Source organism: Pseudomonas sp. P65(2024) (genome assembly GCF_057480955.1).
On record NZ_JBLIYX010000001.1, the window covers coordinates 15954 to 36753 of the forward strand.

Annotated in this window: 22 protein-coding genes and 1 pseudogene; 17 read left to right on the forward strand and 6 right to left on the reverse strand. The window is 64.5% G+C overall.

Annotated elements, in window-relative coordinates; translation table 11 throughout:
• Positions 1–121: 121 nt before the first annotated feature.
• Both AC25MA_RS00095 and AC25MA_RS00100 read left to right on the forward strand, forming a co-directional pair.
• Positions 122–1090 (forward strand): endonuclease, encoded by a 969-nt coding sequence (locus tag AC25MA_RS00095; protein ID WP_197854202.1) that lies wholly within the window; start codon positions 122–124, stop codon positions 1088–1090.
• 295 nt (positions 1091–1385) lie between these two features.
• Positions 1386–1751, forward strand: a complete 366-nt coding sequence (locus tag AC25MA_RS00100) for an endonuclease (RefSeq protein ID WP_486971659.1) — start codon at positions 1386–1388, stop codon at positions 1749–1751.
• 6 nt (positions 1752–1757) lie between these two features.
• On the opposite strand, the gene AC25MA_RS00105 is transcribed toward AC25MA_RS00100, so the two are convergent.
• Positions 1758–2183: a GTP pyrophosphokinase gene (locus AC25MA_RS00105; RefSeq protein ID WP_028691451.1), complete on the reverse strand. Its 426-nt coding sequence runs from the start codon at positions 2181–2183 to the stop codon at positions 1758–1760.
• Positions 2184–2577: 394 nt separating this feature from the next.
• Between AC25MA_RS00105 and AC25MA_RS00110 the strand changes: the two genes are divergently transcribed.
• The gene (locus AC25MA_RS00110; RefSeq protein ID WP_028691450.1) at positions 2578–3990 is read left to right on the forward strand and encodes a purine-cytosine permease family protein; all 1413 of its coding nucleotides are present in this window, start codon (positions 2578–2580) and stop codon (positions 3988–3990) included.
• Positions 3991–4258: 268 nt separating this feature from the next.
• On the opposite strand, the pseudogene AC25MA_RS00115 reads toward AC25MA_RS00110, so the two are convergent.
• Positions 4259–4408 (reverse strand): annotated as a pseudogene (locus AC25MA_RS00115) (SPFH domain-containing protein); the annotation flags it as partial.
• A 120-nt stretch (positions 4409–4528) separates the two neighbouring features.
• Positions 4529–5758: an acyl-CoA dehydrogenase gene (locus tag AC25MA_RS00120; protein WP_486971660.1), complete on the reverse strand. Its 1230-nt coding sequence runs from the start codon at positions 5756–5758 to the stop codon at positions 4529–4531.
• Positions 5759–5898: 140 nt separating this feature from the next.
• Here AC25MA_RS00120 and AC25MA_RS00125 point away from each other — a divergent pair, with 140 nt between their 5' ends.
• Positions 5899–6840, forward strand: coding sequence for a LysR family transcriptional regulator (locus tag AC25MA_RS00125; protein WP_028691447.1), 942 nt, complete (start codon positions 5899–5901; stop codon positions 6838–6840).
• 45 nt (positions 6841–6885) lie between these two features.
• On the forward strand, positions 6886–7104 hold the full coding sequence (locus tag AC25MA_RS00130) for a DUF2970 domain-containing protein (protein ID WP_028691446.1): 219 nt from the start codon (positions 6886–6888) through the stop codon (positions 7102–7104).
• Between the two features lie 340 nt (positions 7105–7444).
• Here the strand turns inward: AC25MA_RS00130 and AC25MA_RS00135 are convergent, their stop codons facing one another.
• On the reverse strand, positions 7445–8521 hold the full coding sequence (locus AC25MA_RS00135; protein WP_028691445.1) for an ABC transporter substrate-binding protein: 1077 nt from the start codon (positions 8519–8521) through the stop codon (positions 7445–7447).
• A gap of 217 nt (positions 8522–8738) precedes the next feature.
• Here AC25MA_RS00135 and AC25MA_RS00140 point away from each other — a divergent pair, with 217 nt between their 5' ends.
• A complete protein-coding gene (locus AC25MA_RS00140) occupies positions 8739–10391 on the forward strand; it encodes a nitrite/sulfite reductase (RefSeq protein WP_062360993.1) in 1653 nt (550 codons plus the stop codon).
• Complete coding sequence (locus AC25MA_RS00145; protein WP_028691443.1) at positions 10375–10869, forward strand: DUF934 domain-containing protein; 495 nt, start codon at positions 10375–10377, stop codon at positions 10867–10869. The genes AC25MA_RS00140 and AC25MA_RS00145 overlap by 17 nt, the downstream gene beginning before the upstream one ends.
• Positions 10870–10934: 65 nt before the next feature.
• On the opposite strand, the gene AC25MA_RS00150 is transcribed toward AC25MA_RS00145, so the two are convergent.
• Complete coding sequence (locus AC25MA_RS00150) at positions 10935–11795, reverse strand: AraC family transcriptional regulator (RefSeq protein ID WP_486971661.1); 861 nt, start codon at positions 11793–11795, stop codon at positions 10935–10937.
• A gap of 309 nt (positions 11796–12104) precedes the next feature.
• Between AC25MA_RS00150 and dkgB the strand changes: the two genes are divergently transcribed.
• The 3 genes from dkgB to AC25MA_RS00165 all read left to right on the forward strand — a co-directional run bounded on the left by dkgB (position 12105) and on the right by AC25MA_RS00165 (position 14932).
• Complete coding sequence (gene dkgB / locus AC25MA_RS00155; protein ID WP_028691441.1) at positions 12105–12908, forward strand: 2,5-didehydrogluconate reductase DkgB; 804 nt, start codon at positions 12105–12107, stop codon at positions 12906–12908.
• A gap of 56 nt (positions 12909–12964) precedes the next feature.
• A complete protein-coding gene (locus tag AC25MA_RS00160; RefSeq protein ID WP_036986217.1) occupies positions 12965–14146 on the forward strand; it encodes an MFS transporter in 1182 nt (393 codons plus the stop codon).
• Between the two features lie 144 nt (positions 14147–14290).
• Positions 14291–14932 carry a YceH family protein gene (locus tag AC25MA_RS00165; RefSeq protein ID WP_062360989.1) on the forward strand — a complete coding sequence of 214 codons (642 nt, stop codon included), beginning with the start codon at positions 14291–14293 and terminating at the stop codon, positions 14930–14932.
• Between the two features lies 1 nt (position 14933).
• On the opposite strand, the gene AC25MA_RS00170 is transcribed toward AC25MA_RS00165, so the two are convergent.
• The gene (locus AC25MA_RS00170) at positions 14934–15125 is read right to left on the reverse strand and encodes a hypothetical protein (protein ID WP_069017408.1); all 192 of its coding nucleotides are present in this window, start codon (positions 15123–15125) and stop codon (positions 14934–14936) included.
• 182 nt (positions 15126–15307) lie between these two features.
• On the opposite strand from AC25MA_RS00170, the gene AC25MA_RS00175 reads away from it, so the two are divergent.
• The 7 genes from AC25MA_RS00175 to AC25MA_RS00205 all read left to right on the forward strand — a co-directional run bounded on the left by AC25MA_RS00175 (position 15308) and on the right by AC25MA_RS00205 (position 20700).
• Entirely contained in the window at positions 15308–15772 is a 465-nt protein-coding gene (locus AC25MA_RS00175) for a nuclear transport factor 2 family protein (RefSeq protein ID WP_062360986.1), read from the forward strand.
• 204 nt (positions 15773–15976) lie between these two features.
• Entirely contained in the window at positions 15977–16357 is a 381-nt protein-coding gene (locus AC25MA_RS00180) for a hypothetical protein (protein WP_069017407.1), read from the forward strand.
• A 306-nt stretch (positions 16358–16663) separates the two neighbouring features.
• Complete coding sequence (locus AC25MA_RS00185) at positions 16664–17008, forward strand: metalloregulator ArsR/SmtB family transcription factor (RefSeq protein ID WP_069017406.1); 345 nt, start codon at positions 16664–16666, stop codon at positions 17006–17008.
• A 24-nt stretch (positions 17009–17032) separates the two neighbouring features.
• The gene (locus AC25MA_RS00190; RefSeq protein WP_069017405.1) at positions 17033–18316 is read left to right on the forward strand and encodes an arsenic transporter; all 1284 of its coding nucleotides are present in this window, start codon (positions 17033–17035) and stop codon (positions 18314–18316) included.
• 15 nt (positions 18317–18331) lie between these two features.
• Entirely contained in the window at positions 18332–18802 is a 471-nt protein-coding gene (locus tag AC25MA_RS00195; RefSeq protein ID WP_069017404.1) for an arsenate reductase ArsC, read from the forward strand.
• 110 nt (positions 18803–18912) lie between these two features.
• A complete protein-coding gene (locus AC25MA_RS00200; RefSeq protein ID WP_069017403.1) occupies positions 18913–19728 on the forward strand; it encodes an isocitrate lyase/PEP mutase family protein in 816 nt (271 codons plus the stop codon).
• A gap of 54 nt (positions 19729–19782) precedes the next feature.
• Positions 19783–20700 carry an arginase family protein gene (locus tag AC25MA_RS00205; RefSeq protein WP_069017402.1) on the forward strand — a complete coding sequence of 306 codons (918 nt, stop codon included), beginning with the start codon at positions 19783–19785 and terminating at the stop codon, positions 20698–20700.
• Positions 20701–20800 lie beyond the last annotated feature (100 nt).

Here is a 20800-nt window from a genome sequence, read left to right on the forward strand (position 1 = left end):
GGCCCAACTTAGCGAATTGCCCAACAGAGAAGCTCATAAGACCTCTAATAAATCTCCCCAACTGATAGCTGACATCCCACGACTTAGCCAGATCATCCCCCCACCCCTAAGACCTCGATTGATGAAGAAACTGTTTTTCGCAGTAGCGCTAACCCTCACTACTACCCTGACCGCCATTGCCGCTCCTCCTACAACCTTCACCGAAGCTAAGATCATTGCAAAACAGAAAATCTACTTTGACCAAGCTAATAGCTCGGTCGGAGATCTCTACTGTGGTTGTAAATGGACTTGGGTAGGACAAACGGGTGGTCGAATCGATGCTCAGTCATGCGGCTATGAGACTCGCAAGCAGCAAAATCGGGCGGAGAGAACAGAGTGGGAACACATTGTCCCAGCATGGACTTTTGGGCATCAGCGTCAGTGCTGGCAAACGGGCGGGAGAGAAAACTGCGTTGATTCAGATCCTACATTCCGTGCGATGGAGGCTGACCTTTTCAACCTCTACCCAGCCGTAGGCGAGGTGAACGGAGACCGCAGCAATTTCAATTACGGTATGGCACCAGGTGTTGCACGTCAGTATGGCCAATGTACGACCAAGATTGATTTTCAACAGAAGGCTGCTGAGCCTCGCGATCAGGTGAAGGGGCTGGTTGCTCGAACAACGTTCTACATGTTTGATCGGTACAAGCTCAGTATGTCTCGTCAACAACAGCAGGTTCTGATGGCATGGGATAGACAGCATCCGGTGACTGCTTGGGAGATTGAGCGTAATCAGCGGATCTCTCGTATCATGGGTCATTCAAACCCTTTCGTGACTGGCGAACGAACTTGGACGCTCGGCTACAAACCAACCGGTAGCCCCTCGGCCCTATCTGACATCGCGATCCAGTCCAATGCAGATACCGCTAAGCCTACGCTGGAGAAAAAGGCGACGAATGTGTCGATTCTCGGCAATCGGAACAGCCACGTGTACCACCTAGCATCTGGATGCCCTGGCTACCATCAAGTCGCTGAAAAAAACCAAGTGCTATTCAGCTCAGAAGCGGATGCACAGGCTGCGGGGTATCGCAGGGCTAGTAACTGTAAATAACTTGCTCCCTACTCGCAGGACGACGATATAGGGGAGAGCATCTGCGGGGAGGTTATCCTCCTCGCCTACATCAAGTTTCCTCGCGGCAACGTTTCACCTGGCTCATTAGTGCAGGGAACAGACCTACTCTCGGGCGAGCGAATTCCTCTTAGCAGCAGGCAAAAGCGCAAAGCTCACAACGCGTCATTGAAACGAACTCGATCTGGTTTCTCGGCCAGCCTCGGCGTCAATATTGACATACATGTCAACACCATCATCATGGCCTGCAGCCCAGTAATTTCGGGGCCTCCCGGTGATGTCTGGAATTTGTCACCATGCTTTTTTATCAGATAAGAATATCAACGGCGACCGCAGCAACTTCAGCTTCGGCTGGCTGCCCGAGCAGCATGGCCAGTACGGCAGCTGCCTGACCCAGGTCGACTTCAAGGCCAAGAAGGTCATGCCGCGCCCATCGATCCGCGGGATGATCGCGCGCACCTACTTCTACATGAGCAAGCAGTATGACCTGAGGCTGTCCAAGCAGGACCGCCAGCTGTTCGAGGCCTGGAACAAGACCTACCCGCCGCAGGCCTGGGAGCTGCAGCGCAACCAGCAGGTGGCATGCGTGATGGGCCGTGGCAACGAGTTCGTCGGGCCTGTCAATCTCAAGGCCTGTGGCTGAGCAGGGTCAGGCCAGCGTCTGCAGGTAGGCGCTGGCCTCCCGGTAGCGGGACAGCCGGGCCAGGTCGGCCGGGCCAGGATGGGCAATGCGCGAGAGGTCGCTGTTGTCGGCCAGGTCGGCGAGCTTGACCTGGCGCGCCAGGGGGTCGACGCCAAGACGGATGACGAAGGCCTCGTAGCTCTCCCCTTCGCGGCGGCTCAGCGCCAGCAGCGCGGCGAGGATCTTCAGCGGGAAACCTTCGCGGGCGAGGTCGGACAGGGTCAGCGGGGTGTCTTCCAGCACGTCGTGCAGCACCGCGACGATGCGCTGTTCCGGGGTGATCACTCGCTCCATCACCCGCAGCGGGTGGAGGATGTACGCCGCACCGCCTTTGTCGAACTGCCCTTCATGTGCCTTGATGGCCATCGCGATGGCCCGCTCCAGCGTCGCCATGAAGTCATCCCCTCTTTGAACCCCCGCACTAGACAGCATAGCCGCTGTGCGCCCTCACTGCAGCGGACTGCCAACGGGAGCGGACGTGCCGCGTGATCACCCACGCAGCCAGTGCCATGTTATTGCGCAGCGCGCACCACAATGGACCTTTCACGACCCCGAAGGCACTGTGCAGCCCCCGCCCGCCAAGGCCTCCGGCCACCTGGCACCCTCCTTGCTGCCGTCCCCCGCTTAACCTTTTGCCAGCCTTAGGTTTTTTAAGGTTCATGAGCACAAATTTACTAATTTCTCGATACCCGCCCACCCCGCATCATCGCTCCAACAAGAACGCGTCGCCCCTTGCCGGCACGCACCCGGGCTTCCCCCGATGCCCCACCTTGCCTTGGAGTCAGTCATGACCAGTGCAGCCAATTCGGCACCCCTCATCGAGAAACACACAATCGGCTACGTGCCGCCGCAAGACCGCCATGGAAAGGTAAGGGATCTGTTCACACTGTGGTTCGGCGGCAACATCGCGCCGTTGCCCATCGTCACCGGCGCGCTGGGCGTGCAGCTGTTCCACCTCAACCTGGTCTGGGGCATCGTCGCCATCCTCGTCGGCCACCTGGTCGGCGGTGTGCTCATGGCCCTGCACTCGGCCCAGGGCCCACAGATGGGCATCCCGCAGATGATCCAGAGCCGTGCCCAGTTCGGCTCGCTCGGCGCCCTGCTGGTGGTGGTGATCGCCGGGGTCATGTACATCGGCTTCTTCGCCTCCAACATCGTGTTGGCCGGCAAGTCGCTGCACGGCGTGGTCGACAGCGTGCCGGTGCCGGTGGGCATCGTCATCGGCGCCCTGGGCTCGGGCATCATCGGCATCATCGGCTACCGCTTCATCCACGTGCTCAACCGCATCGGCACCTGGGTGCTGGGCATCGGCATCGTGGTTGGTTTCGGCTACATCTTCAGCCATGTGCAGAGCGACGACTTCCTCACCCGCGGCGGCTTCAACCTGGCCGGCTGGCTGGCCACCGTGTCGCTGGCGGCGCTGTGGCAAATCGCCTTCGCTCCCTACGTTTCGGACTACTCGCGCTACCTGCCGGCCGACGTCAAGGTGTCCTCGACCTTCTGGACCACCTACCTGGGCTCGGCCCTGGGCTCGAGCCTGTCGTTCATCTTCGGCGCGGTCGCGGTGCTGGCGATCCCGGCCGGGATGGACACCATGGACGCAGTCAAGCTCGCCACCGGCACCCTTGGCCCACTGATGCTGGTGCTGTTCCTGCTCAGCGTGATCAGCCACAACGCCCTCAACCTGTACGGTGCGGTGCTGTCGATCATCACCCTGGTGCAGACCTTCGCCTACCGCTGGATCCCCACCGCCAAGAGCCGCGCCGTGCTGTCGCTGATCGTCCTGGCCGCCTGCTGTGTGGTGGCGGTGTTTGCCTCGGCGGACTTCATCGGCCACTTCGTCGACATGGTGCTGGTGTTGCTGGTGGTGCTGGTGCCGTGGACGGCGATCAACCTGATCGACTTCTATGTCATTCACAAGGGCGACTACGACATCGACTCGATCTTCAAGGTCGACGGCGGCATCTACGGCCGCTACAACCCACAGGCGCTGATCGCCTACGCGGTGGGCATCGCGGTGCAGATCCCGTTCATGAACACGCCGCTGTATGTCGGGCCGGTATCCGTACACATCAATGGCGCCGACCTGTCGTGGCTGGTGGGGCTGGCGATCACCTCGCCGCTGTACTGGTGGCTGGCCACTCGCGACAGCGCGTATCGCCGTCGCCAGGTGAGTGCAAAGCTGGCGGCGGGGGTCTGAATCCGCCGGGCTGATGATCGACAGGAAGACCCGCCACGGCGGGTCTTCTGCCCTTGCCAGGCATACTCAAGGCTCATCAAGAAACGTCCTACATCGCAAGCGGACCCAGCTGACTACTTCAGGCAAAACACCTTGGCGAGCATGCGCACTTCCCGCACAAGGAGTGTCCCATGCAAAAATTGCCAGCCCCCGACTTCCCGGTCCGACAAGCCAGCCCCGCATTGGGAGTCTCAGGTACCAATGCGGGGACCAGTGGCCAGATTTTTACTCAAGGCGTCTTGAGGTCCAGCACCAGATCCCTCGCCGCCTTGGTCGCGAGCACGCTTATCAGTTTGCCCATCTCGTCCTGACGCCCAAGCCCCGCGTCGGAGCCTCCCATCATCACGCTGGGCACCGGCGCCTGGGCTGCTGCGTTGGCGTGGGTCATCTGGCCCGCTTCGTTGTAGAAGAACACTTCGTTGAACACGGCAGCGATGGCGCCGAGGGTGAGCCCGTTCAGGCGTGCAGCCGAACCTGAGCGGGCGGTTCACGATGTTCTTCAGTGTCCGCTGCGCAACATCTCCTTGGGCCCATACTTGCCAATCTCATACTTGCCGATCGCCGCCCGGTGCACTTCATCCGGTCCGTCGGCCAGGCGCAGGGTGCGTTGCATCGCATACATGTACGCCAGCGGGAAATCACCGCTCACCCCGGCCCCGCCATGAATCTGGATGGCCCGGTCGATCACCTTCAGCGCAACATTCGGCGCCACCACCTTGATCTGGGCGATCTCGCTGCGCGCCACCTTGTTGCCGACGGTGTCCATCATGTAGGCGGCCTTGAGGGTCAGCAGGCGGGCCATGTCGATCTCCATCCGCGAGTCGGCGATCTTGTCGACGTTGCCGCCCAGCCGCGCCAGGGGCCGGCCGAAGGCGGTGCGCTCGACCGAACGCTTGCACATCAGCTCCAGGGCGCGTTCGGCCATGCCGATCGAGCGCATGCAGTGGTGGATCCGGCCTGGGCCGAGGCGGCCCTGGGCGATTTCGAAGCCGCGGCCCTCACCCAGGAGCACGTTTTCATAAGGCACGCGCACGTTCTCGAACAGCACCTCGGCATGGCCGTGGGGCGCGTCGTCGTAGCCGAACACCGGCAGCGGGCGGACGATCTTCACCCCGGGCGCGTCGGTGGGCACCAGGATCATCGAGTGCTGCTGGTGGCGCTGGCCGTCCGGGTTGGACAGGCCCATGAAGATCATCACCTTGCAGCGCGGGTCGCAGGCGCCGGAGGTCCACCACTTGCGGCCATTGATCACCCATTCGTCACCGTCGCGCACGGCGGTGGCGGCCATGTTGGTGGCGTCCGAGGAGGCCACGTCCGGCTCGGTCATGGCGAACGCCGAGCGGATCTCGCCGCGCAGCAGCGGCTCGAGCCACTGGCGTTTCTGCGCCTCGCTGCCGTAGCGCACCAGCACCTCCATGTTGCCGGTGTCCGGCGCCGAGCAGTTGAACGGCTCGGGCCCCAGCAGCGAGCGGCCCATGATCTCCGCCAGTGGCGCGTACTCGAGGTTGGTCAGCCCCGCGCCGTACTCCGATTCCGGCAGGAACAGGTTCCACAGCCCCTCGACGCGGGCCTTGGCCTTGAGCTCCTCGACAATCGCGGTGGGCTGCCAGCGGTCGCCCTCGGCGACCTGGCGCTCGAACACCGGCTCGGCCGGGTAGACGTATGCATCCATGAATGCGCTGACGCGCTCGCGCAGTGCCTGGACCTTGGGCGAATAGGCGAAATCCATCGGGGCTACCTTCAGTCAATGAAGAACATGGGCCTGAGCCTAGAACAGCCACCCTTCATCCACCTAGTCTATTTTCTACGTGTATAAACATTCATAACCAATATATGATCACCCGATAATTCCAACAAAGAGCGGCGCCCATGAACCTCAGCAAGGTCGACCTCAACCTGTTCATCGTCTTCGACGCCATCTACACCGAAGCCAACCTGACCCGCGCCGGGCAGATCGTCGGCATCACCCAGCCGGCGGTGTCCAACGCCCTATCGCGCCTGCGCGAGACCTTCAACGATCCGCTGTTCGTGCGCACCGCCCAGGGCATGGTGCCCACGCCCATGGCGCAGAACATCATCGGCCCGGTGCGCAACGCGTTGTCGCTGCTGCGCACCTCGGTGCAGGAAAGCCGCATCTTCACCCCGCTGCAGGCCAGCAAGACTTTTCGCATCAGCATGACCGACCTCACCGAGGCGGTGATCCTGCCGCCGTTGTTCCAGCGCCTGCGCCGCCTGGCCCCGGCACTGGTGATCGAGAGCTTCCTGTGCAAGCGCCGCGAGACCACGAAGGAACTGGCCGCCGGGCGCCTGGACTTCGCCGTCGACGCGCCGCTGAATACCGACCCACAAGTGCGCCACGTCAAGCTGATGCAGGACCGCTACGTCTGCGCCATGCGCCCCGGCCATCCGCAGGCCGACGGCAAGCTGACCCTGGACAGCTACCTGGCCATGACCCACATCCATATTTCCAGCCGCCGCAACGGCTTGGGCTATGTCGACCTGGCCCTGGGCAAGATGGGCGTGCAGCGCCGTGTCGCGCTGCGCTCGCAGCACTACCTGATGGCTTCGCAGGTGCTGCAGCAGACCGACATGGTCATGACCGTGCCCGAGCGCTTCGCCCGCCGTCATCAGCTGCGTCACCAGCCGCTGCCGGTGGAGGTGCCGGCGCTGGAGACCCACCTGTACTGGCACGAAAGCACCGACCAGGACCCGGCCAACCGCTGGATGCGCGAGCAGATCATCGAGCTGTGCGAGCGGGTGGTGGCCCAGGATGAGCAGGAGCAGGCGGATTCGTCCATGGCATCGGCCTGAGTCGCCTACACTGTGGGGGATTGCCTCTGAACCCGGGAGCCACTCATGGACGACCACCAACACGGCAAGCCACCGACCTTCTGGCAGATGCTGCAAAGCATCCTCGCCGCCGCCTTCGGCGTGCAGAGCGGCAAGAACCGCGCGCGCGACTTCACCTACGGCAAGGCCAGCCATTTCATCGTAATGGGAACGCTGTTCACGCTGATCTTCATCTTCGTGCTGATTGGCCTGGTGCAGCTGGCGCTGCACCTGACGGCGCGCTAGCCGCGCCAGGGCCAGCCCCTGCACAAGGCCGCTCCTACAGGGGGTATGCATTAGCTGGCCCAAACGCAACCCGCCCGCGGATATCCCTTCCGCGGGCGGTTCAGGTGTTACTCACGGTCTCGAGCAGTTTTGCGCTACTGGCTACTGATGGCTGACCCAATACACCGCAGTGACCACCACCAGCACGATCAGACACAGGATCGCCCAAGCATCGACACTGCTGTCAGCTTTGCGGACCTTGGTAGAGTTTCCCATTGCATTGCCTCTTGTAGTGGTTATGGGAATGCACTTCACAAGCAGCAGTTAAGTCCAGCAATGCCCTTCCCTCAAGCAGGGGTTTTCAGTAGTCGACGGGTGACGTGAGAAAGGGGTAGCGAAAGTCCGTCGGCCTGCCCTCGGCACTGAAGCGGTGGAAGTCGATGCCGTGGTTGTCCTGTTCCAGCAGCTTGAGCCAGCGCCGGGCCTTGTCCGCGTCGATCAGTTGCAAGGCCGGCACGCTATGTTCCCGCTGGCCGTCGCGCCCCACTGCCAACCCCTGGGCATCATCATGCAACATGACCATGGCCCAGCCGCCGAGGGTAAAATGCCCGCCCATCAGCACGCTCAGACGCCCGTCGATCCGCGCCCGCAGGGCCTCGGGCGAGCTGTTGACCGCGCTGAACAGGGCATCGCGCCCCGGCACCTTGCCCAGGGCCTCGAACGCTTGCATGGCGCCAAACGCCATCTGGTCGTTGGCCGACCACACCAGGCGCGTGTCGGGGTAGCGCTCCAGCAGCATCTGCGCCTGCTCGAAGGCGCGTTCGCGGCGCCAGCCGCCATACACCACCTGGCGCAGGCGCACCTGGGGGAACTCCGCCAGCGCCCGGCGCATGCCCTGCACCCGCAATTGCGAGGCGGGCGTGGTCTTGATCCCGGCGAAGGCCAGCAGGTCAACCGGCCCTGCGTCAGTCGGCACCTGCGCCACCATCGCCTTGAGCATCTGGTAACCGGCCTCCTCGTCGTTGCTGACCAGGGTGCCGAGCACTTCAGGATACTTGTCGGGCTGTGCCTGGACGCTGTGCGCCTGGCTGTCGGTGAGGCCGTTGTTGACCAGAAAGAGCTTGACCCCGGTGCCCCGTGACAGGCGGATGATCTCTGGCGCGACATACTGCTCGTTGACCAGCACCAGGTAGTCCGGGCGCTGCGGTCCTTGCAGCACTTCGCGGGCCTGGGTCAGCGCGAGGTCGGCACGGCGCTCGCTGTACTGCACGCGCAAGGCCATGCCCAGGTCCTGGGCGGCGGCCTGCATGAAGCGCGAATAATCGACCCAGAACGTCTCATTGGAATAGCCCGGGTTGAGGAACACCACGGACGCTGCCTGTGCGCTCGCTGCCAGTGGCAGGCTCAGGCACAGGCTCTGGCACAAGGCCTTGAGCATGCTGATACTTCCCTGCGGAGCAAACCCCGGATTATAGCGCCGCGATGTACCGGCGCGGACAAATGCCAGTCAGTCTCACTTAGTCCAAATGGTTCTTTTCATATGCAAAAACATCACTTTAGCGCATAAACCCACTCTGCTATCGTGCCTCGGCTCCGACCTGGAGTGCGCGGCCGTGCGCGCGATTAGCTGCATGCTAGCCTGAGACAGGACTTATATGTACGTATACGACGAGTACGATCAGCGGATCATCGAGGACCGCGTCAAGCAGTTCCGTGATCAGACCCGCCGCTACCTGGCCGGTGAGCTGAGCGAAGAAGAATTCCGCCCTCTGCGCCTGCAGAACGGCCTGTATATCCAACGTTTCGCGCCGATGCTGCGTGTCGCCGTGCCCTATGGCCAGTTGAACGCCCGCCAGGCCCGCATGCTGGCGAAGATCGCCCGCGACTACGACAAGGGTTACGCGCACATCAGCACCCGCCAGAACGTGCAGTACAACTGGCCGGCGCTGGAAGACATCCCGGAAATCCTGGCTGAACTGGCCACCGTGCAGATGCACGCGATCCAGACCAGCGGCAACTGCCTGCGCAACGTCACCACCGACCAGTTCGCCGGTGTCGCCGCCGACGAGCTGGTGGATCCGCGCCCGTGGTGCGAGATCGTCCGCCAGTGGACCACCTTCCACCCGGAATTCGCCTACCTGCCGCGCAAGTTCAAGATCGCCGTGAACGGCTCCAGCGACGACCGCGCCGCCATCGAAGTGCACGACATCGGCCTGGAGCCGGTGCGCAACGCCGCCGGTGAGCTGGGCTTCCGCGTGCTGGTCGGCGGCGGCCTGGGCCGCACCCCGGTGATCGGCTCGTTCATCAACGAGTTCCTGCCCTGGCAGGACCTGCTCAGCTACCTGGATGCCATCCTGCGCGTGTACAACCGTTACGGCCGCCGTGACAACAAGTACAAGGCGCGGATCAAGATCCTGGTCAAGGCCCTCACCCCGGAAGTGTTCGCCGAGAAGGTCGAGGCCGAGATGGCCCACCTGCGCGGTGGCAGCACCACCCTGACCGAGGACGAGGTGCAGCGCGTTGCCCGCCACTTCGTCGACCCCGAGTACCTGGCCCTCGACAACGTCGACTACAGCGCCCTGGACGCCGAGCACCCAGGCTTCGCCCGCTGGCGCTCGCGCAACACCCGCGCGCACAAGAAGCCGGGCTACGTCGCCGTGACCCTGTCGCTCAAGCCCACCGGCGTCGCCCCGGGCGACCTGACCGACAAGCAGCTCGACGCCGTCGCGGACTTCGCCGAGCGCTACAGCTTCGGTTTCCTGCGCACCTCCCATGAGCAGAACATCATCCTCGCCGACGTCGAGCAGCGACAGCTGCACGCGCTGTGGCTGGAACTGCGCGAGCAAGGCTTCGCCACCCCGAACATTGGCCTGCTGACCGACATCATCTGCTGCCCGGGCGGTGATTTCTGCTCGCTGGCCAACGCCAAGTCGATCCCGATCGCCGAGTCCATCCAGCGCCGCTTCGACGACCTGGACTACCTGTTCGACATCGGCGAGCTCGACCTGAACATCTCCGGCTGCATGAACGCCTGCGGCCACCACCACGTCGGCCACATCGGCATCCTTGGCGTGGACAAGAAGGGCGAGGAGTTCTACCAGGTCTCGCTGGGTGGCAATGCCGCACGCGACGCGAGCCTGGGCAAGATCCTCGGCCCCTCCTTCGCCCAGGACGACATGGCCGACGTGATCGAGAAGCTGATCAATGTGTACGTCGAGCAGCGCACCGAAGACGAGCGCTTCATCGACACCTACCAGCGGATCGGCATCGACCCCTTCAAGGAACGCGTCTATGCAGCGAATCATTAAGAACAACCAGATCGTCGACGAAACCTGGCACCTGCTGCCCAAGGACGTCTCGATCGACGAGCTGACCAACTGCGACGACTACATCGTGCCGCTGCAGCTGTGGCGTGACCATCCAAGCCTGCTCAAGGCCCGCGACGGCGGCCTGGGCATCTGGCTGGACAGCGACGAGGAAGCCGAGGAAATTGGCGAAGACGTCGAGCACTTCCAGGTCATCGCCCTGAACTTCCCGGCCTTCACCGACGGGCGCAACTATTCCAACGCGCGCCTGCTGCGTGACCGCTACAAGTTCAAGGGCGAGCTGCGCGCCATCGGCGACGTGTTGCGCGACCAGCTGTTCTACATGGCCCGCTGTGGCTTCGACGCGTTCGCCATCCGTGCCGACAAGGACCCGGAAGACGCGCTGCAGAGCCTGAAGGACTTCTCGGTGACCTACCAGGGCGCCACTGACGAGCCGCTGCCGCTGTTCCGCCGCCGCTGATCGCTCCTGGCCCTACGCAACAGCCCGCCAATCGGCGGGCTGTTGCGTTTGGGGCCGACCGTGCTTTAGCGCAACGGCACGTAGATATCGGTCTGCCACTGCTCCAGCGGCGTCTGCGGGTAGATGCTCAGGTAATGGAAGAACAACGGATGATCGCGCAATTCCTCGCCACTGGCCGGCAGCCAGTCGCGGTAGAGCGGATAGATCGTCTCGCCGATATGGTCCGGCGAGCCGACATGCCGCACCACCGCGCAGCGCCCGGCGGGCAGGCTCGATTCCCGCACGCCCTGGGCATTCGGCGCCACCGCCTCGTGGATTTCCCCGCAGATGGCGAAGCGGAAGTCTTCCGGCGCCGTGGTGTCCGGATTGTTGTAGGGAATGCCGAAGCTGCGGCTGCTGGCCACGGGCGACTGCCCGCTGCTCATGCGCCAGTCGATGAAGTGGCGCACGGTCTCGCTGACCCGATTGGCCGGCCCACGGTGCTCGAGCGCCGCAAGGCGCACGGCAGCGAAATCGACGATTCGTACCTGCATGGTGATGCTCCTGGAAAAATGAGGAATGGCAAACACCGTATTCCATACCTGCCAGTCAGGCCGGCGGCGGAACGCGCTGGGCGCATGCCCGAAGGCCCGGCGGAACGCCCGGCTGAACGCTTCCGGGCTTTCGAAGCCCGCCTCCAGCGCCACCGCCAGCACCGAGTGGCCTGGCTGGCCGAGCAGCCGCAGGGCCGCGCGACGCAGTCGCATCAGTTGCACGTAGCGGGCAACCGGCACGCCCACATAGGCGCTGAACTGGCGATGGAAGTGGAACACCGAAAAGTGCGCCACCGCGCTCAGGGCCTCCACCGACAGGTCGCCTTCCAGGTTGTCCTGGATATAGGCGAGCACGGCGTCGAAGCGGGTCTTGTAATGAACGTTGACGGGCAAGGTCAGTGTGCTCCTGGAAATACGGCAGGCCACAGCTTCGTCGATCCGCGCTCGGGCCTGCCTAGCCGCATTTGCTCAATCACAACCACCTGCAGGTTTGCCATGATGCCGGATGCATCCCCCTGCTTGATACCCCTATTGCCTAGCCACCAATCACAACCCACCCTCCCATTCATGACTCCAAGTCAAAGGACCTTGACTCACCGGCGTCTTAATCAATCCCGCCGAACGGCGCAAACTGCGCTCACTCGTTCGAACCCGCACCCCACTGTCCGGGCTTCGATCCCCTCACTCGACAGGAGCAGATCCATGAGCATTCCTTCCTTCGGCCTGGGCACCTTCCGCCTCACCGGCCAGGCCGTCATCGATTCGGTCAAGTCGGCGCTGGAGCTGGGCTACCGCGCCATCGACACCGCGCAGATCTACAAGAACGAGGCCGAAGTCGGCCAAGCCATTGCCGAAAGCGGTGTGCCGCGCGACCAGCTGTTCATCACCACCAAGATCTGGGTCGACCACTACGCCGCCGACAAGCTCATCCCCAGCCTGCGCGAGAGCCTGGCCAAGCTGCGCACCGACCATGTCGACCTGCTGCTGATCCACTGGCCGGCACCAGGCAACGGCGTCGAGCTGCCCGAATACATGCAGGCCCTGGCCGAGGCCAAGCACCAGGGTCTTACCCGCCAGATCGGCATCTCCAACTTCAACATCGAGCTGACCCGCCAGGCCATCGCCGTGGTCGGCCAGGGCGAGATCGCCACCAACCAGATCGAGCTCAGCCCGTACCTGCAGAACCGCAAGCTGACTGCCTTCCTCCAGGAGCAGGGCATCACCACCACCTCCTACATGACCCTGGCCTACGGCAAGGTGCTGAAGGATCCGCTGCTGGCGCAGATCGCCGCCAAGCACAAGGCCACCGTGGCCCAGGTGGCCCTGGCCTGGGCCTTGCAACTGGGCTACGCGGTGATCCCGTCGTCCACCAAGCGTGAGAACCTGGCCAGCAACCTGCTTGCCCAAAGCCTGCGCCTGGACGCCGACGACATGGCGCGCATCGCCACCCTGGAACGCAACGGCCGCGAAGTCAGCCCGGACGGCCTGGCGCCGAACTGGGACTGATCTGCACCGGGCATGGAAGCCCACCCCCGTTCTCAACCGCTTTTTCGGAGCTCCCAATGAGCACGCTTTCCCCCAAACGGGTGCTGTTCGCCCTGGCCATCGGCGCCTTCGGCATCGGCACCACCGAGTTCACGCCCATGGGCCTGTTGCCGGTGATCGCCGATGGTGTCGGCGCCAGCATTCCCAGCGCGGGCATGCTGATCACCGCCTACGCCATCGGCGTGATGGTCGGCGCGCCGATCATGACGTTGCTGTTCAGCCGCTTCGGCAAGCGCGCCGCACTGATGATGCTGATGGGCATCTTCACCCTCGGCAACCTGCTCTCGGCCCTGTCGCCGGACTACTACACCCTGCTCCTTTCACGCCTGATCACCAGCCTCAACCATGGCGCCTTCTTCGGCCTGGGCGCGGTGGTGGCCGCCAGCGTTGTGCCCCGGGACAAGCAGGCCAGTGCCGTGGCCACCATGTTCATGGGCCTGACCATCGCCAATATCGGCGGCGTGCCGGCCGCCACCTGGCTCGGCCAGCAGGTCGGCTGGCGCATGGCCTTCGCTGGCACCGCGGTGCTCGGCGTGCTGGCCATCGCGGCGCTGTGGTACGCCCTGCCCAAGGGCGAGCGCGGCAGCGTGCCCCATGTGCGCAAGGAACTGGCGGTGATTGCCCGCCCCAACGTGCTGCTGGCCATGGCCACCACGGTCCTGGGTGCCGGCGCCATGTTCACCCTGTACACCTATGTCGCCCCGGTGCTGGCCGAACTGACCGGTGCCTCCGACAGTTTCGTCACCCTCGGCCTGGTGCTGATCGGCGTCGGCTTCACCCTCGGCAACAGCCTGGGCGGCAAGCTGGCCGACTGGTCGCTGGACGGCGCCGCGCGGATCTTCCTCGGCGCGCTGGCGGCGATCATGCTGCTGATGCCGCTGGTACTGGGCAGCCATGTCGGCGCCGCCCTGGCGCTGCTGGTGTGGGGCGTGTTCACCTTCGCCGTGGTGCCACCGCTGCAGATGCGGGTGATGACCGCCGCGGCCGAGGCGCCGGGGCTGGCGTCGTCGATCAACGTGGGCGCGTTCAACCTGGGCAATGCCGTCGGCGCCGCCCTGGGTGGCGCGGTGATCAGCCTGGACCTGGGCTATGCGGCGGTGCCAATGGCCGGTGGCCTGCTGGCCGCGACCGGCTTGCTGCTGGTGTGGCTGGGCGGGCGCGGCAAGGCCAGCGACCAGGCATTGGGCAGCACTGCCTGATCGCTGTCGCCGCAGCGGGTCGGCTCCGCTATCACTCATACCCTGGGTGATGCGTGCAGGCCCGGCTCGCGACGGCGGCAGTGATTGCTTAAGCCCGACGCTTTACCTAGGCTAGTGGCCTTTTCCTCGCAACGAGACAGGGCCATGTCAGAACACGAAACCATCGGCGAAGGCCGTTTCAGCAGCATCGAGATCCGTGTGCTCGGTTCGCTGATCGAGAAACAGGCCACCAGCCCGGAAACCTACCCCCTGACCCTCAATGCCCTGGTCCTGGCCTGCAACCAGAAGACCAGCCGCGAACCCGTCATGAACCTGACGCCCGGCCAGGTCGGCCAGGCCCTGCGCAACCTGGAAAGCCAGGAGATGGCGCGCCTGCAGATGGGCAGCCGCGCCGACCGCTGGGAGCATAGAGTGGACAAGGCCCTGGAGCTGGTGCCGGCGCAGCTGGTACTGATGGGGCTGATGTTCCTGCGTGGCCCGCAGACCCTCAGCGAGCTGCTGACTCGCAGCAACCGCCTGTACGCCTTCGAGGACGTCGATCAGGTCCAGCACCAGCTCGAGCGCCTGGTCTCGCGCGAACTGGCCCTGCACCTGCCGCGCCAGGCCGGCCAGCGCGAAGACCGCTACACCCACGCCCTGGGCGACCCGGCCGAGATCGAGGCGATTCTCGCCGCCCGCCAGCAGGACGGCGGCCACCGCTCCACCAGCGCGGCGGACGAGCGCATCGAGGCGCTGGAAGCCCGAGTGGCGGCGCTGGAAGCACGCCTGGCCCAACTCGAAGGTTGACTCAGGGCTTTTCGGCATCGGGAAAGTGACGGCAGCTCTTGCGTTCGGCCAGCTCCCGCTCACTGGGGCGCTGGTCGACGAACACGGTGCGGCCGTCGGCGTAGATTTCCAGGTAGCCCCAGTGCAGGTCCTGCTCGGTCTGCCCGGGCTTGGGCGGGACGAGCCACCAGGGTTCGCGGCTGATCAGGGTCATGAGTGGGCTCCAGTGGGGCTGGGGGTCGCTTGTGCGGTAACTATAGACAGCCAGGCCTGACACTCCCGCCCGGATTGTTCCTCCGAGGACAATTATGAAGTGCCCGGTATACCGATTCTCCCTGCCCTGCGATGGGTCTAATCTCGGTCCTGCAAACCCACTCCCTGCAAGGAACGACCACGATGTCCCGCCCACCACTGCCCCCCTTTACCCGTGAAACCGCCATCGAGAAGGTGCGCCTGGCCGAAGACGGCTGGAACAGCCGCGACGCCGCCAAGGTGGCCCTGGCCTATACCCTCGACACCCACTGGCGCAACCGCGCCGAGTTCTGCACCAGCCGCGAAGAGGCCCAGGCCTTCCTCACCCGCAAGTGGAACCGCGAGCTGGAATACCGCCTGATCAAGGAACTCTGGGCCTTCACCGACAACCGCATCGCCGTGCGCTACGCCTACGAGTACCGCGACGACAGCGGCCAGTGGTACCGCGCCTACGGCAACGAGAACTGGGAGTTCGCCGAGGACGGGTTGATGCGCAACCGCCACGCCAGCATCAACGAACAGCCCATCAGCGAGGCCGAGCGCAAGTTCCGCTGGCCGCTGGGGCGCCGCCCGGACGATCATCCGGGGCTGAGCGAGTTCGGTTTCTGAACAGTGACGCCGGATTTGCGGGGCCGCTCAACGACCCCGAACAACCGGCGGGCACATAGCGGGATTACCGAGCAGACGAGACAGGTCGTACGCAGCCTCCAGAACTTTTTCCGTTTTCCCGGTCTATTGGGTGAGTGCGCTCCACGGTTGTTCCAGCAACCACCGAACGCACCTTCAATTGCCAATCAGAGGTTGTCTTCACTCATGAACTTCCCTGCCCCATGCCTGCTGCTCGTTGGCCTGTTCGCACTTGTGGCCGCAGGCTCGGCATCCGCCGCCCCCATGAAGACTTCGACACCTCCCGCCCACAGCCTCGACCTGGCGGACCGCCAGGCCAGCGAACGCCCTTGGCCAAGCCTGGCCAGCACGCCGTCCGCACCGCTGCTGGCCCACGACGAACGCTACCGGCACGACGAACGCTGGCATGACCACCGCGACGACTGGCGTCGGGAACAGTGGCGGCGAGAACAATGGCGCCGGGAACAGCACCGTCGGGAAATGGAACGGCAACGCTACTGGGAGCGCCATCACGAGCGTGCCCTGCGTCATCGCTATGACGACGATCACCGCTACTATCGTCGCTGAACAGTCCATGCGCTGCCCTCTTTTAAGGAAAAACGCGGTAATTCATTGATTTAGCTAGGTCCTGTGGGAGCGGCCTTGCGTCGCGAAAGGGCTGCGCAGCAGCCCCGGCAATTTTGCTGGCGGCTCGAAATCAGGGGGCGCTACGCGCCCCTTTCGCGACGCAAGGCCGCTCCCACAGAGGTCCAGCTCCCTGCGCAACAGCGCATCCCCTTCTCCTGCACCGCATCCCTGTCATCCACCGAATTGAATTGCAATATACATATGAAAATCCGTATATTCGGATATCCATATGTATAGGCCATCATCATGCTCACGCCCCCCGAGGTATTCAAATGCCTCGCCGACGAGACCCGCGCCCGTGCCACTTTGCTGATCGCCCAGTCGGGCGAGTTGTGCGTCTGCGAGTTGATGGGCGCCCTCGGCGACAGCCAGCCGAAGATCAGTCGCCACCTGGCCCAACTGCGCAACTGCGGCGTGTTGCAGGACCGCCGCCAAGGCCAGTGGGTGTACTACCGCCTTGCCCCGCAGCTCCCCGCCTGGGTGCGTGAACTGCTGCAACTGACCCTACGGGCCAACGAAGCCTGGCTGCACGACAACACCACCTGCCTGCAGCTCATGGACGGCCGCCCGCAACGCGCCGCCTGCTGCTGAACCTGCCCCCGGAACACATCCATCATGCTGATCGCGATCGCGGTATTCGTCTTCACCCTGGTGCTGGTGATCTGGCAACCCCGTGGCCTGGGCGTGGGCTGGAGCGCGGCACTCGGCGCGCTGATCGCCCTGGCCGTCGGCGCGGTGTCGTTGCAGGACATCCCGGCGGTCTGGGCCATCGTCTGGAACGCCACGGCCACCTTCATCGCCATCATCATCATCAGCCTGCTGCTTGATGAAGCCGGCTTCTTCGAATGGGCCGCCTTGCACGTGGCGCGCTGGGCCAATGGCAGCGGCTACCGCCTGTTCGCCTTCTGCGTGCTGCTGGGCGCTGCGGTGTCGGCGCTGTTCGCCAACGACGGCGCTGCGCTGATCCTCACCCCCATCGTCATGTCGATGCTGCTGGCCTTGCGCTTCTCGGCCGCCACGACCCTGGCGTTCGTCATGGCTGCCGGCTTCATCGCTGACACCGCGAGCCTGCCGCTGGTGGTGTCGAACCTGGTCAATATTGTTTCGGCAGATTATTTCGGCCTGGGCTTCGGCGAGTACGCCGCGGTGATGGTCCCAGTGAACCTGGTCAGCGTCGCCGCGACCCTCGGCGTGCTGTGGCTGTTCTTCCGTCGCGACCTGCCCCGGCACTACGCCCTCGATGCGCTCAAGGCTCCCGAAGCGGCGATCCATGACCGCGCCACCTTCGTGGTCGGTGGCTGGATGCTGCTGGTGCTGCTGGTCGGTCTGTTCGCCCTGGAACCACTAGGCGTGCCGGTCAGCGCGGTGGCGGCGGTGTGCGCGGCGATGCTGTTCGCCGTCGCCGCCCGCGGTCATCGCATCTCCACCCGCCGCGTGCTGCGCGAAGCGCCCTGGCAGGTGGTGATCTTCTCGCTGGGCATGTATCTGGTGGTGTACGGACTGAAGAACGCCGGCCTCACCGACCTGCTCACGCAACTGCTCGACCGCTTGGCCGCGCATGGCCTGTGGAGCGCCACCCTCGGCACCGGCCTGCTCGCCGCCTTGCTGTCGTCGGTGATGAACAACATGCCCAGCGTGCTCATCGGTGCCCTGTCAATCCAGGCCAGCGATGCCCAGGGCCTGGTGCGCGAAGCGATGATCTACGCCAACGTCATCGGCTGCGACCTGGGGCCCAAGATAACCCCCATCGGCAGCCTTGCCACCCTACTCTGGCTGCACGTACTGGAGCGCAAGGGCATGCGTATTACCTGGGGCTACTACTTCAAGGTTGGCATCCTGCTGACCCTGCCGGTCCTGTTGATCACCCTCTCGGCCCTGGCCTTGCGCCTGAGCCTTTGATACCTGGAGCGCCCCATGCGAGTCCTGTTCATGTGCACGGCCAACAGCTGCCGCAGCATCCTCAGCGAAGCCCTGTTCAACCACCTTGCGCCACCGGGCTTGCAGGCCGTGAGCGCCGGCAGCTTCCCCCGGGGCCAGGTGCTGCCTCGCAGCCTGAGCACCCTGCAACAGGTCGGCATCGCCATCGAGGGCCTGAGCAGCAAAGGCAACGACGCCTTCGCCCTCAACCCACCGGACATCGTCATCACCGTGTGCGACAAGGCTGCCGGCGAAACCTGCCCGGTGTACTTCGGCCCAGCGCTGAAATGCCATTGGGGGCTGGCGGACCCTTCCGAGGTGGTGGGCGACGAGCAGGCCATCGACGCCGCCTTCCACGCCACCCTGGCGCATATCGAACGGCGCTGCCGGGCGTTCTTCGCCCTGCCCCTGGACCGCCTCGGACGCGATCAGCTTGGGGTTGAGCTGGAGAAGATCGGCAGGCTTTGAGGGCTGGTCCTTTCGAAGGCGCTGCAACACGCTCGTCGAATCCCAGGGAAAATGGCAATCTAGGTCTCGCAGTGAACCATCAACAGGATGTTCAAGGGAGTCATGTCGTCATGGCAGCACTGGATCGCGCTTTTCATGGTCTTCACCAGCAAGGGTTGTTAGTCCTGGCCAACGTGGCGGACGCCGGCGGCGCGCGCCTGGTCGAGCGCCAGGGCAGCCAGGCGGTCGCCACCAGCAGCGCCGCCGTGGCCTGGTCCCACGGTTATCAGGACGGCGACAAGCTGCCCCTGGCACTGCTGGCCGGCACCGTCGAGTCGATGGCAAGGGTGCTCAGCGTGCCGCTGACGGTGGATATCGAAGGCGGCTATTCGGACGCCCCCGAACAAGTTGCCAAGGTCGTCGACACGGTCATCGCCGCAGGCGCGGTGGGGATCAACATCGAGGATGGCACGCAGCCTCCCGAACAGCTCCTGCGCAAGCTCGACGCCGCCAGGAACGCCGCGAGCCGGCGCGGGGTCGACCTGTTCATCAACGTGCGCAGCGATGTCTACCTGAAGAACCAGCTGCCCGCCGAGCAGCGCCTCGAGGAGCTCCTGCGGCGCGCCGCGCGGTATGCCGCTGGTGGCGCGAACGGGCTGTTCGCCGCCGGCATGGTCGAGCCCGGCGAGATCGCCACGCTGTGCCGGGAGGTGACGCTGCCGGTCAACCTGCTCTGGCGCGCAGGCCTGCCCACCCCCGCCGAACTGCAACGGCTTGGCGTTCGCCGCCTGAGTGCCGGCTCGAGCATCGCCGAGTTTCTCTATGGTGCCATGAGCGGCCTGGCCCAGCGTTTCCTGGAAAGCGGCCAGCTCGACACCCACGGATTGAAGGCCCACAGCTATGGTGAACTCAACGCACTGATGGCCAGCCAGGCCGATGGCTCATGACTGGCGAGAACGTGTCCATAGACATCTGCCTGTAGCGCCTTCGAGTACCCATCCATGCACGTGATCGCCGCCCCCTCGAACCTCGGCCTCAGTCCCCTGAGGCCAGGCCATCAACCCGGTACCTGGCGTGCCCCGTCAGCCCTGCTGGCAGCGGGTCTGCTGCAAGCGATCAACGCCAGTACCGTGAGGCATCTGCCACGTCCGCTCTACTCAGCCGAGGCACAACCCGGCACCCGCCTGCGCAACGGCCACGCCCTGCGCGCGTTCAACCTCGCCCTGGCGGACCTGGTGCGTGCCGCCATGCAGGAGGATGACTTTGCACTGGTCATCGGCGGAGACTGCTCAATCCTGCTCGGCGCACTGGCCGGTGCGCGCCACGCAGGCCCGCTGTCGCTCCTGCACATCGATGGGCACAGCGACTTCCGCCACCCCGGCAACTACGACCCGGAACAGAGCCTGGGCGCCGTCGCCGGCATGGACCTGGCCCTGGCGACCGGCCGTGGCGAGGCGCTGGCAACCGACTGGCCCGGCATAGCGGGTCCGCTGGTGGGCGATGCCCAGGTTGTCCAATTGGGCGAGCGCGAGAACCGTGATCACGACTTCGCCTGGCCCGACGTCAACCATACGGCCATCAACCGAATCGACGTCTTCGAGGCGCTGGCCATCGGCCCGGACGCGGTCATCGCACGGATCAGGGACACGCTCGACCAGGTACCTGGCCAGGGGTTCTGGATACACCTGGACATCGATGTGCTGGACCAGGCGATCATGCCCGCGGTCGACAGCCCCGGGACACCGGGCATCGCCCCCGACGACCTGGCGAGGATCCTCACCCCGTTCGTGGCGGACCGACGCTGCCGGGGCATGACGGTCACGGTCTTCGACCCCGACCTGGACCCGGACGGGCACTGCGCGACGACAATCGTCGAGCTGCTGGGGCAGTTGCCGTTTCCGTCAGACAAGGGCACTTGAAGCAGCCGACGGTTTGCTTGTCCGCAGGTAGTGTGCCGCGCCCCCGAGCCTGTGTATGCTGCACGAGCGCGGCGAGCGGCCCCCGGCGGCTTGCAGGACC